This is a genomic window from Pseudomonas sp. AU12215 (assembly GCF_001675465.2).
Taxonomy (GTDB): Bacteria; Pseudomonadota; Gammaproteobacteria; order Pseudomonadales; family Pseudomonadaceae; genus Pseudomonas; species Pseudomonas nitroreducens.
Genome location: NZ_MACM02000186.1, coordinates 34,662 through 46,404, shown reverse-complemented (window position 1 = coordinate 46,404; position 11,743 = coordinate 34,662). Strand labels below are relative to the sequence as shown.

The 11,743-nt window shown below is 64.9% G+C and carries 13 protein-coding genes and 1 tRNA gene; 7 read left to right on the top strand and 7 right to left on the bottom strand.

Translation table 11 applies throughout. The features are described 5' to 3' along the window. Window positions 1–148: 148 nt before the first annotated feature. The 5 genes from A9513_RS32595 to A9513_RS32575 all read right to left on the bottom strand — a co-directional run bounded on the left by A9513_RS32595 (window position 149) and on the right by A9513_RS32575 (window position 4,404). Window positions 149–224: transfer RNA gene (locus tag A9513_RS32595), tRNA-Phe, on the bottom strand. Window positions 225–302: 78 nt separating this feature from the next. Continuing rightward, the gene (locus A9513_RS32590) at window positions 303–575 is read right to left on the bottom strand and encodes an oxidative damage protection protein (protein WP_037012291.1); all 273 of its coding nucleotides are present in this window, start codon (window positions 573–575) and stop codon (window positions 303–305) included. Continuing rightward, window positions 572–1,639: an A/G-specific adenine glycosylase gene (gene mutY / locus A9513_RS32585; protein WP_037012295.1), complete on the bottom strand. Its 1,068-nt coding sequence runs from the start codon at window positions 1,637–1,639 to the stop codon at window positions 572–574. The genes A9513_RS32590 and mutY overlap by 4 nt, the downstream gene beginning before the upstream one ends. Then, window positions 1,636–3,864: an AsmA family protein gene (locus A9513_RS32580; protein ID WP_065086486.1), complete on the bottom strand. Its 2,229-nt coding sequence runs from the start codon at window positions 3,862–3,864 to the stop codon at window positions 1,636–1,638. Before A9513_RS32580 ends, mutY begins: the two co-directional genes overlap by 4 nt. Before the next feature lie 141 nt (window positions 3,865–4,005). Beyond that, a complete protein-coding gene (locus tag A9513_RS32575; RefSeq protein ID WP_037012303.1) occupies window positions 4,006–4,404 on the bottom strand; it encodes an acetyl-CoA sensor PanZ family protein in 399 nt (132 codons plus the stop codon). 139 nt (window positions 4,405–4,543) lie between these two features. On the opposite strand from A9513_RS32575, the gene hisB reads away from it, so the two are divergent. The 7 genes from hisB (at window position 4,544) to A9513_RS32540 (ending at window position 9,506) form a co-directional block, all read left to right on the top strand. After that, entirely contained in the window at window positions 4,544–5,137 is a 594-nt protein-coding gene (gene hisB / locus A9513_RS32570) for an imidazoleglycerol-phosphate dehydratase HisB (RefSeq protein WP_015479330.1), read from the top strand. Next, entirely contained in the window at window positions 5,137–5,775 is a 639-nt protein-coding gene (hisH, locus tag A9513_RS32565) for an imidazole glycerol phosphate synthase subunit HisH (protein WP_024762242.1), read from the top strand. The genes hisB and hisH overlap by 1 nt, the downstream gene beginning before the upstream one ends. A gap of 3 nt (window positions 5,776–5,778) precedes the next feature. Then, a complete protein-coding gene (locus A9513_RS32560; protein ID WP_015479328.1) occupies window positions 5,779–6,039 on the top strand; it encodes a DUF2164 domain-containing protein in 261 nt (86 codons plus the stop codon). A 40-nt stretch (window positions 6,040–6,079) separates the two neighbouring features. Further along, entirely contained in the window at window positions 6,080–6,817 is a 738-nt protein-coding gene (gene hisA / locus A9513_RS32555) for a 1-(5-phosphoribosyl)-5-[(5-phosphoribosylamino)methylideneamino]imidazole-4-carboxamide isomerase (RefSeq protein WP_024762243.1), read from the top strand. Between the two features lie 23 nt (window positions 6,818–6,840). Further along, on the top strand, window positions 6,841–7,611 hold the full coding sequence (gene hisF, locus A9513_RS32550; protein ID WP_024762245.1) for an imidazole glycerol phosphate synthase subunit HisF: 771 nt from the start codon (window positions 6,841–6,843) through the stop codon (window positions 7,609–7,611). Window positions 7,612–7,842: 231 nt separating this feature from the next. Then, the gene (locus A9513_RS32545; RefSeq protein ID WP_141678568.1) at window positions 7,843–8,598 is read left to right on the top strand and encodes an ABC transporter substrate-binding protein; all 756 of its coding nucleotides are present in this window, start codon (window positions 7,843–7,845) and stop codon (window positions 8,596–8,598) included. A 152-nt stretch (window positions 8,599–8,750) separates the two neighbouring features. After that, complete coding sequence (locus tag A9513_RS32540) at window positions 8,751–9,506, top strand: ABC transporter substrate-binding protein (protein ID WP_065086559.1); 756 nt, start codon at window positions 8,751–8,753, stop codon at window positions 9,504–9,506. 124 nt (window positions 9,507–9,630) lie between these two features. On the opposite strand, the gene A9513_RS32535 is transcribed toward A9513_RS32540, so the two are convergent. Next, entirely contained in the window at window positions 9,631–10,413 is a 783-nt protein-coding gene (locus A9513_RS32535; protein ID WP_141678565.1) for a divergent polysaccharide deacetylase family protein, read from the bottom strand. 3 nt (window positions 10,414–10,416) lie between these two features. Further along, complete coding sequence (locus A9513_RS32530) at window positions 10,417–11,727, bottom strand: S41 family peptidase (RefSeq protein WP_024762247.1); 1,311 nt, start codon at window positions 11,725–11,727, stop codon at window positions 10,417–10,419. Window positions 11,728–11,743: the final 16 nt, after the last annotated feature.

Below are 11,743 nucleotides of genomic sequence, written 5' to 3'. Positions count from 1 at the left end.
ATGACCGAACTGCGTCTACTCACGAATCTACTCACAAAGTTTTGGGCTTACAAGGGATCGCTTGGGATCGGTAGAAACAAAAAAACCGGCTCAGAGGCCGGTTTTCTTGGGGTTCCGAGACTGCTAGAGAACTCTCGGGACCAGTATGTGGTGCCCAGGGACGGAATCGAACCGCCGACACGGGGATTTTCAATCCCCTGCTCTACCAACTGAGCTACCTGGGCAACGTGGCGCGCATTAAAAGGGTTTTCGGAAAGGGTGTCAAGCGTGCCGCGAAAAAATTTTTCAAATAATACCGGAGCTTACGCGCTGGGCGGGACGTAGCCTTCGGCCTGCGCGTATTCCTCGCCGCTGAGGAACTTGTCCATTTCGGTGCTGAGGAACTTGCGATCCTCGGCGTTCATCATGTTCAGGCGACGCTCGTTGATCAGCATGGTCTGGTGCTTCTGCCATTCTTCCCAGGCTTTCTTCGAAACGTGCTCATAGATGTCCTGGCCCTTGGCCCCGGGATAGGGCGCGCGATCGAGGCCGGGCAGCTCTTCTTTGTATTTGCGGCACATCACCAGTCGGGTCATGACATTTCTCCTGCGTTCAACACGTCGGCGGCTCGTTTGAGCAGCTTCTTCACCGGGGCGGCAAGGCCGAGCCGGGGCGGGGTGGCGAGGTTATACCAGAGCCAGTCGGCCTCGGCCACGGCGGGGGTTGCGTCTTCGACGCGCACCAGCCAGGGCTCGATGGCCAGCTGGAAGTGGCTGAAGGTATGGGTCAGGCCGGGCAGTTCGCGGCGCTCGCCCAGGCGAAGGGCGTGGCGCTGGGCCAGCGGGTCGAGGGCGGCCAGGTCGTCCAACTCGGGGAAGCTCCACAGGCCGCCCCAGAGGCCGGTCGACGGACGGCGATAGAGCAGGATGTCGCCCTCGCGGTTGGCGAGGATCGGCATCAGCGTGCGCTTCTGCGGCAGCGCCTTGCGCGGCTTGGACACCGGGAAATCGGTCTCGCGGCCGAGGAAGTGCGCGCGGCAGCCCTCACGCAGCGGGCAGAGCAGGCAGCTCGGCTTGCTGCGGGTGCAGAGCGTGGCGCCCAGGTCCATCATCGCCTGGGTGTAGTGGTTGACCCGCTCCTGTGGCGTGAAGCGTTCGGCGGCGTCCCACAGTTGCTTGGCCACTTTCGGCTCGCCCGGATAGCCGTCGCAGGCCAGGTAGCGCGCCAGCACGCGCTTGACGTTGCCGTCGAGGATCGGCGCGCGCAGGCCCATGGAGATGCTGGCGATGGCGCCGGCGGTGGAGCGGCCGATGCCAGGCAGCTCGGCGAGCTGCTCGACGTCACGGGGGAATTCGCCGCCGTGCTGCTCCATGACCCGCTTGGCGGTCTTGTGCAGATTACGGGCGCGGGTGTAGTAGCCCAGGCCCGTCCACAGGTGCAGTACTTCGTCTTCCGGCGCATTCGCGAGATCGGCCACGGTGGGCAGCGCCGTCATGAAGCGGTCGTAGTAGCCCATCACGGTGCTGACCTGGGTCTGCTGCAGCATGATTTCCGAGACCCACACCCGATAGGGCGTTATGTTCTGCTGCCAGGGCAGGTCATGGCGGCCGTGCGTGTCGAACCAGTCGAGCACGGCCGAGTTGAAGCTTTGCGGGGTCACTTCTTGAACAGCCCTTTGAGTGCGTCTTTGAGTTCGGGACTGACCTTGTCGCCGAGCTTCTCTTCGAGTTTCTGGTTCAGCCGGTCCCCGGCCAACCGTGCGGCGATCTTGCCGATGCCGTCCTTGTCCAGGCGACAGGCCTTGGCGCCCAGCTCCAGCGGGCCGCGGCAGCGCAGCGGCCACTCGATGCCGACATAGCGCTTGTTCACTTCGCAGGCCGGATCGGGCATGTCGCTCTTGTCGCCTTCGATGGTCACGCCGACGCGGTAGTCCATGCCCAGTACACGCAGGTCGAGGTCGCCGTCAGCCTTGACGGTCAGGCCGGGAATGCTGGCCTTGAGGTCCGGGTTGCTGGCCACGCCGTTGCGGAAGGTGAGGTTGCCCTGCAGTTCGCGGAACGGGGTGTCCTTGCCGCCGTGCTCGGCGGTCAGCGACTTGCGGTTGAGCGTGGCGATGCCCTGGCACAGTTGTTGTTCGAGGTTGGCGTTGAGCAGCACGCCCTGGGTCATGACAAAGCGCGCGGTGCCGTTGAGGTTGTCGATCCAGGCCTTTTGACTGTTGCCCTGGGTGGTGATGTCGGCATCCAGATCGAGCAGGCCCTTCACCGGCGGCTTCTGGCCCTGGGATTCGAGCAGGCGCTCCACCGGTATGTCGGCGATGTGTTTCTTGGCCTTCAGCGTCGGTACGTCCTGGCGCACGTCGAGGCTGGCGCTGGCGTTGAACCTGCCGTCGTAGAGCTCGCCGCGCATGTCGTCGAGGTTGAGCAGGCCACCCTGGCCGCGCAGCTTGAGCACGGCGTTGTCGATGGGCAGCTTGTCCAGGATCAGCTGGCCGAGGGTCAGGCTGGCGTCCAGGTCCAGTGCACGCAGGCGGGCGATAGGCAGCAGCGGCGCGTCGCTCCAGGCCTGCTGGGTCGGCTGGTTGGGCAGCGGAGTGTCGCCTTTGATAGCGCTCTGCTCGGTACTGGCAACTTCAGCCTTGCGTGCGCTGTTGGTGGCGTCCTGGGCCTGCTTGACCTTGGCCGGCAGGTAGCGGTCGAGGTTCAGCTTGTCGCCGGACAACTGGGCGCGGATGGCCTGCTTGCCGAAGTCGGCGATGCCGAGGTTGCCGCTGAAGCTGCTGTCGTCCAGCTTCAGCTTGAGGTCGTTCAAGGTCAGGCTGTTGCGGGTGCCGCTGACGCGGGTGGCCAGTTCGAGCTTGGTGAGGGTGGTGGCGTCGGCCATTTCCGGCAGGGTCTGGCCGATGCTTTCGAGGAATTCGCGCAGATTGAACGGCGCCAGCGACAGGCCGCCATCGAACTTGGGTTCCTTGTCCAGCTCGCGGGCCTTGATCTCGCCGAGGGCGCGCAGCTGGTTGACGGTGACCTTCAGGCCATTCCACTCGGCAACCTGGGCTGCCTGGTCGAGTACCAGCTGGCCCTGGGCACTGTAGTTGGCGGTCTTGCCCTGGAACTGGTCGCCGGAAACTTCGCCGGAGAGCTTGGCGTCTTCGAGCTGGTAGCGCTTGAGCGCGCGGTCGAAGCGCAGGTTGCCGGTCAGTTCGGTGCGGGCGCGGATCACCGGCTGGTTGGTGCCCAGGTAGGCGCTGAGCTTGAGCGGGATGTTGCTGCCTTCGCGGATGGCCCCGGTGGTCAGCTCGAGACCCTCGACGCTGTAGGTCTTGCCGCTCTGGGCGTCGGCGTAGTCGATACGCGCGTTCTTCACGTTGAGGCTGTCGATGTCCAGCTTCATCGCCTGGTGGGATTGCTGGGCGTCGGCCTTGGCCTGCTCGGTCGGTACGGGCGCTGGTTGTGCGGCAGGCGGCGTGCCGGCGGCGGGCTGGGCGGGCTTGCCGATGCTTTCCCAGTTGCCGACGCCGGCCTTGTCCCTGTTCAGGGAAAGGGTCAGGCCTTCGACGCGGATATCGCTCATCTGCACTTCCTTGCGCAGCAGCGGCAGCACGCGCACGGACATGGCCAGCAACTGGGCGTCGGCAAACGGCTTGTCCGGGGTCTGCAGGCTCGCCACGCTGGTGTCATGCAATTCCAGCCCGAGCCAGGGGAACAGGCTCCAGCCGATATCGCCCTTGAGGTTCAGTTCGAGGTTGGCCTTGTCCCGGGCGAGCTGGCGGATCTCGTCCTTGTAGTCGTTCGGGTCGAAGAAGTGGGTCAGCACGAAGCCGGCGGCGACGATGAGCAGCAGCAGGACCAGGGCAATGATGCCGATGAGTTTGCCGAACGCTTTCATGGACGGGTCCTTGTTCAGGCGGCGAATGGAATGGCGAAGGAGTATACCAATGACGCGCCGGCACCCCAGCCCGCAGGGCAGGGTGGCGTTATTGCGGAGTTGGAACGGGGACGCGGCGCTCGGTTCCCGTCATGAACGCGATCAGGTCGTTTCCAGTGTCAGGCCGAGATGCTCGGCGAAAACAGCCGCTTCGTGTTTGCCGTCAGGTGCTGTCAGCCGCAGCGCGGCCCCTTGCAGCACAGCCAGGCGCTGCGCCTCTTCGAGCAGGCGGCGGGCCACGCCGCGTCCGCGGGTGACCTGGCGCACGCAGAGGCGGGAAAGCCGCCAGGTATCGCCATCGCGCTCGATCCAGGCGGCGCCCAGCAGGCGATCATTGAAGCGCCCGGTGAACAGCAGGCCGTCAGCAAGTCCACGTTCGACCAGCTCGCCGGCGTCTGGGAAGGGCGCCAGCAGCCAGTCGGGCGCGTCGGCGTAGATCTTCAGCAGGTCCTGGCGGTCCTGGTCGCTGGGCTGGGTCAGGTGCTGGACGACGACGGGCATGCTCGATCCTCGTATTCGGGCCGCGCAGTGTAGGGCCATCGGCCAGCGCCGACCACCGCCCGTAGCGGCGCAGCGCCCGGCGCGCCTATAATGCCGGCCCTTCTTATAATTACGTGCAGTGTTAGCTGTGGAGCTGGTGATGGCCGAACGCAAGGCATCCGTCGCGCGCGACACCCTGGAAACCCAGATCAAGGTTTCCATCGACCTGGATGGAACGGGCAAGGCCCGCTTCGATACCGGGGTTCCCTTCCTCGAGCACATGATGGACCAGATCGCCCGCCACGGCCTGATCGACCTGGATATCGAGTGCAAGGGCGACCTGCATATCGACGACCACCATACCGTCGAAGACATCGGCATCACCCTCGGCCAGGCCTTCGCCAAGGCTATCGGCGACAAGAAGGGCATCCGCCGCTACGGCCATGCCTACGTGCCGCTGGACGAGGCGCTGTCGCGTGTGGTCATCGACTTCTCCGGCCGCCCCGGCCTGCAGATGCACGTGCCGTTCACCCGCGCCAGCGTCGGCGGCTTCGACGTGGACCTGTTCATGGAGTTCTTCCAGGGCTTCGTCAACCACGCCAACGTCACCCTGCACATCGACAACCTGCGTGGGCACAACACCCACCACCAGATCGAAACCGTGTTCAAGGCCTTCGGCCGCGCGCTGCGCATGGCCATCGAACTGGACGAGCGCATGGCCGGCCAGATGCCGTCCACCAAAGGGTGCCTGTAATGCAGACTGTCGCCGTCATCGACTACGGCATGGGCAACCTGCACTCGGTGTCCAAGGCACTGGAGCGCGTGGGCGCCGGGCGCGTACTGGTGACCAGCGACGCCAATGTGATCCGCGAGGCGGACCGCGTGGTGTTCCCCGGCGTCGGCGCGATCCGCGACTGCATGGCCGAGATCAAGCGCCTGGGCTTCGACAGCCTGGTGCGTGAAGTCAGCCAGGACCGTCCGTTCCTCGGCATCTGCGTCGGCATGCAGGCGCTGATGGAGCGTAGTGAAGAGAATGACGGTGTCGACTGCATCGGTCTGTTCCCCGGCCAGGTGCGCTTCTTCGGCAAGGACCTGCACGAGGACGGCGAGCACCTGAAGGTGCCGCACATGGGCTGGAACGAAGTGGCGCAGGGCGTCGACCACCCGCTGTGGCACGACATCCCGAACAACGCGCGCTTCTACTTCGTGCACAGCTACTACATCGAGGCGGGCAACCCGCGCCAGGTGGTCGGCCGCGGCCATTACGGGCGTGATTTCGCCGCTGCGCTGGCCGATGGCTCGCGCTTCGCCGTGCAGTTCCACCCGGAGAAGAGCCATACCCATGGCCTGCAGTTGTTGCAGAACTTCGCTGCCTGGGATGGCCGTTGGTAAGCCATGGCCCGCCAGAAGGACAAGCCCGCGATCCTCGAACTCGATGGCGCCCAGCGCCAGAGTGCGGCGCGGGCCATCCAGCGTTTTCTTGAAGACCGTTTCGAGCTGGACGTCGGCTCCTTCGAGGCCGAGGAGGCGCTGGATTTCTTCATGCGCGAGTTCGGCCCGCTGTTCTACAACAAGGCGATCTTCGACGTGCAATCTCACCTGAAAGACCGGTTCGAGAGCATCGAAAGCGACTTGTGGGCGCTCGAGAAGAGCTGACCCGACCCCATTCATCTTTGGATTCGAGCAGGTTCAACCCATGCTGATCATCCCCGCAATCGATCTGAAAGACGGCGCCTGCGTGCGCCTGCGCCAGGGCCTGATGGAAGACGCCACCGTCTTCTCCGACGACCCGGTATCCATGGCCGCCAAGTGGGTGGAGGGCGGATGCCGTCGTCTGCACCTGGTGGACCTGAACGGCGCCTTCGAAGGCAAGCCGGTCAACGGTGAAGTGGTCACCGCCATCGCCAAGCGCTACCCGAACCTGCCGATCCAGATCGGCGGTGGCATCCGTTCGCTGGAAACCATCGAGCACTACGTCCGCGCCGGCGTCAGCTACGTGATCATCGGCACCAAGGCAGTGAAGCAGCCGGAATTTGTCGCCGAAGCCTGCAAGGCATTCCCGGGCAAGGTCATCGTTGGCCTCGACGCGAAAGACGGCTTCGTCGCCACCGATGGCTGGGCGGAAGTGAGCTCGGTACAGGTCATCGACCTGGCCAAGCGTTTCGAGGCCGATGGCGTCTCGGCGATCGTCTACACCGACATCGCGAAGGACGGCATGATGCAGGGCTGCAACGTCGAAGCTACTGCTGCCCTGGCCAACGCCACGCGCATCCCGGTGATCGCTTCGGGCGGCATCCACAACCTGGGTGACATCCAGAAGCTGCTGGACGCCCGCACACCGGGCATCGTTGGCGCCATCACCGGTCGCGCGATCTACGAAGGCACCCTGGACGTCGCCGAGGCCCAGGCACTGTGCGACGCCTTCAAGGGCTGAGCTGAACCACGGGGAACCCTGACATGGCACTGGCTAAACGCATCATTCCCTGCCTCGACGTGGACAACGGCCGCGTGGTGAAGGGCGTCAAGTTCGAGAACATCCGCGATGCCGGCGACCCGGTGGAAATCGCCCGTCGCTACGACGAGCAGGGCGCGGACGAGATCACCTTCCTCGACATCACCGCCAGCGTCGATGGCCGCGACACCACTCTGCATACCGTCGAGCGCATGGCCAGCCAGGTGTTCATCCCGCTGACCGTGGGCGGCGGCGTCAGGACAGTGCAGGACATCCGCAACCTGCTCAATGCCGGTGCGGACAAGGTCTCCATCAACACCGCCGCGGTATTCACCCCGGAATTCGTCGGCGAAGCCGCCGCGCGCTTCGGCTCGCAGTGCATCGTGGTCGCCATCGACGCCAAGAAAGTGTCGGCCCCCGGCGAAACCCCGCGCTGGGAAATCTTCACCCACGGCGGCCGCAAGCCTACCGGGCTGGATGCCGTGGAGTGGGCGAAGAAGATGGAAGGCCTGGGCGCCGGTGAAATCCTGCTGACCAGCATGGATCAGGACGGCGTCAAGAGCGGCTACGACCTGGGCGTGACCCGCGCCATCAGTGAGGCTGTGGGCGTTCCGGTGATCGCTTCCGGCGGTGTCGGCAACCTGGAGCACCTGGCCGCCGGCATCATCGAAGGCAAGGCCGACGCGGTTCTGGCGGCGAGCATCTTCCACTTCGGCGAGTACAGTGTGCCGGAAGCCAAGGCTTACCTGGCCAGCCGCGGCATCGTCGTGCGCTGATCCCTTCCGGGCCGGGGTTCTCCCGGCCCGATGGCTCTATCGCGAGCCTTCCCCTCCTGCGTCCGGTGGCCGCATCCCCTTCCTGCGCACGAAGCTTGCTAGCCGAAGGCTTCAGTCAAGGTAATGGCGTATCCATGTCCCATTGCCATATTCATAGGGTTTATTGGCGTCAATTCTCCGAGTAAGCTCTGCGCCTTCTCAGAAATGTCATACGCAGGAAATATCTCGATGCTGAAGCGCATTCTGCTCGCATGGCTAGGCTGCGGCCTGCTTCTGGCCGGTGCGGCAAGGGCCGAAACGGATTCTTCGGATTACAGCGTGGTGCTGCTTACCGAGAACTTCCCTCCTTACAACATGGCCATCAACGGCAAGAACTTCGCCCAGGAAGACAGCATCGACGGCATCGCCGTGGATATCGTCAAGGAGATGTTCAAGCGCGCCGGCGTGCAGTACAGCCTGACCCTGCGCTTCCCCTGGGACCGCATCTACAAGCTGGCGCTGGAGAAGCCCGGCTACGGCGTGTTCGTCACCGCCCGCCTGCCCGAGCGCGAAAGCCAGTTCAAGTGGGTCGGCCCGATCGGTCCGGACGACTGGGTGCTGCTGGCCAAGGCCGACAGCCCGATCAGCCTGAACAATCTGGACGAAGCGAAGAAATATCGCGTCGGCGCCTACAAGGGCGACGCCATGGCCCAGTACCTGAGCGAGCACGGCTTCGAGCCGGTGCTGGCGCTGCGTGACCAGGAGAACGCCGCCAAGCTGCGCGACGGCCAGATCGACCTTTGGGCCAGCGGTGACCCGGCGGGTCGCTACCTGGCCAAGCAGGTTGGCGTCACCGGCCTGAAGACCGTGCTGCGTTTCAATAGCGACCAGCTGTTCCTCGCGCTGAACCGCGAGACCCCGGATGCCGTGGTGCAGAAGCTGCAGGCGGCGCTGGACAAGATGCGCGCCGAAGGTTTCGTCGACGACGTACTCAACAGTTACCTGTGACACCCGAAGGCCGGCTACTCGCCGGCCTTCGTGTTTGGCGCCGACATCCCTCGGCGCCGGTTTTGCCACGGAAGGCAGACGAGCGAAGTATTCCGTCCCCTCTGCAGGGATGCCGCAAGCCCAATAACGATAACCAAGCGAGCGGTATGACCATGCTGAAAGTCCTGATCAAGACCCTGACCCTGGGTCTGTTGCTGGGGGCCGCCACGGCCCGCGCCGAGTTGCCCGCCGATTACAAGATGGTGCTGCTCACCGAGAACTTCCCGCCGTTCAACATGGCGGTGGACGACAAGAACTTCGCCCGTGATGAGGGTATCGACGGCATCAGCGCCGATATCGTTCGCGAGATGTTCAAGCGCGCCGGCATCCAGTACAGCCTGAGCCTGCGTTTCCCCTGGGACCGCCTGTACAAACTGGCCCTCGACAAGCCCGACTACGGGCTGTTCTCCACCACCTATACGCCCGAGCGCGTGCCGCTGTTCAAGTGGGTCGGGCCGATCGCCAAGACCCACTGGGTGCTGCTGGCGCCGCCGGGCAGTTCGATCAAGGTGAAGGACCTCAAGGACGCCGCCAAGTACAAGCTCGGTGCCTACAAGAACGACGCCGTCAGCCAGAACCTGGAGAGCCAGGGCATCCCGGTGCTCAACGCGCTGCGCGATCAGGAAAACGTGAAGAAGCTGACCACTGGCGAAATCGACCTCTGGGCCACCACCGATCCCGTGGGTCGCTACCTGGCCAAGCAGGAGGGCGTGTCCGGCCTGCAGACCGTGCTGCGTTTCAATGAGGCGCAGTTGTACCTGGCGATCAACAAGGACACGCCGGACGAGGTGGTGGACAAGCTGCAGAAGGCGCTGGACGAGATGCGCGCCGATGGCTTCATCGAGCAGGCGACCAATAACTACCTGTGAGCAGGGACGGGTGTGCGGAATGACCGGCTGAAGATTTGGCTGCACTCCGCTCAGTCGGCTCCCTCTCCCTGAAGGGAGAGGGAGCTATCCGTGCGCTTGGCGGGTGCAGTGCTCGCCGGGAAAGTCAGCGGTAAATCCCATTCCGCCCATGCCCCGCCATGGCGCGGTTGCCGCGCTCGGCGATCATCAACGGCGGTTTCACCAGTTCGAAGCCCTGGGCCTTCAGCGTCGGCAAAACACGCTTGAGCACCGCCAGGGTCGCCGGCTTCGGGTGGCCGATCATCACCACCGTGCCCTGCTTGCGCGCCAGTTGCAGGCCGCGCTGCATCTGCTCCGTCACTGCGGCTTCGCTCGGGTCGTCATCGAGGAATACGTCCCGCGAGAGGCTGGCGAGGCCGATCTTCTGCGCCTCGGCGGCGGCTACGGTGGCAGCGCTGGTGCGGCTGTCGAGGAGGAACAGATGGCGGCGCTGCAGCTCCGCGGCCAGCCAGGCCATGGCCGGGCGGTCGGCCGTCATGCGGCTGCCTTCGTGGTTGTTCAGGCCTTGCACATAGGGGACCTTTGCCAGCGCGGCGTCCAGACGCCGAGCTCTTTCGTCCTGGGTCAGCTCAGGGCTCCAGGCGAAGTCACCGCGGGCCGGGTCCATAGGCATGTGCAGCATCACGGTGCGCCCGCGCTGGTGCGCCTCGCGCGCAAGCTCGGCGGCGTGGGGCGTGTCGGGGATGATTGCCAGGGCGATGGCGGGGGATATGTCGAGCACCTGGCGGTCGCGCGCCAGATTCTGCCCGAGGTCGTCGATGACGATGCTGACCAGCGGCTTGCTGCCATCCGGCCGGGGCGCGGCGGCCACCGGCAGGCACAGCAACGCACCCAGGCACAGGCTCAGTAGCAGCCGGGCCGGGCGCATCGGTCAGTTGTTGCCGCGGCTGACGCTGAGTCCTTTCAGCAGGCTGAGGGCTTGGCTGAGCTGGTAGTCGCCATCCTGCGGGCGATCCTCCGGCGGCTTGCCGGAGGCGGTCGGACGATCCTGGCCACCATTGCCGTTGGCCAGGTGACCCTGCAGGTCGGCTTCCTTGAACCCGTCGAACTCGCTCTTCTCGCGGGTCACCTTGGCGCGTTCCACCTCAATGTCCGGGGTGATGCCCTGGGCCTGGATGGAGCGGCCGTTGGGGGTGTAGTACAGCGCGGTGGTGAGCTTCAGGGCGCGGTCGTTGTTCAGCGGCAGCACGGTCTGCACCGAGCCCTTGCCGAAGCTGTCGGTGCCCATGAGGATGCCGCGCTTCTGGTCCTGCAGAGCGCCGGCGACGATTTCTGCCGCCGAGGCGCTGCCGCCGTTGATCAGTACCACCAACGGCACACCGTCGCTCGGGTCGGCCGGATCGGCGGAGAAGCGCAGCTCGGAGTTGGGGATGCGGCCCTTGGTGTAGACGATCAGCCCCTTGGTGAGGAAGGCGTCCGCCACTTCCACCGCCGACTGCAGCACGCCGCCAGGGTTGTTGCGCAGGTCCAGGATCACGCCCTTGAGCTTACCCTTGTTGTCGTTGCGCAGCTTGGCCAGCGCCTTGACGGTCTCCTCGCCGGTGTTGACCTGGAACTGGGTGATGCGCAGGTAGCCATAGCCCGGTTCGAGCATCTGGCTCTTCACGCTCTTGACCTTGATGATGGCGCGCTTGAGGGTGACGTCGAACGGCTTGCCGCCGCCGCGCACGATGGTCAGGGTGATCGGCGAGCCAGCCTTGCCGCGCATGCTGTCCACCGCCTCGTTCATCGACTGGCCCTTGGTCGGCTTGCCGTCGATCTTGACGATCAGGTCGCCCGGCTGGATGCCGGCGTTGGCGGCGGGGGTGTCGTCGATCGGCGAGATCACCTTGACGAAGCCATCCTCGCTGCCGACCTCGATGCCCAGGCCACCGAATTCGCCGCTGGTGCTTTCCTGCAGCTCGGCGAATTCTTCCGGGCCGAGGTACGCCGAGTGCGGGTCGAGGTTGCTGAGCATGCCCTTGATGGCATTCTCCAGCAGCGTCTTGTCGTCCACCGGTTCCACATAGGCCGCCTTCACCCGGTCGAGGACCTCGGCAAAGGTGCGCAGCTCATCGAGCGGCAGCGGAGCCTCCTTGCCGTTGGCCGCAGCAGATGCGGCCGGCGCGTCGGCGGCCTGGACCGCACCGACGCCGAGCAGCAAGGCCAGGGCCAGGGTAGTAAGACGGAAAGCTTGCGACATGTTTGGCTCCTAATGC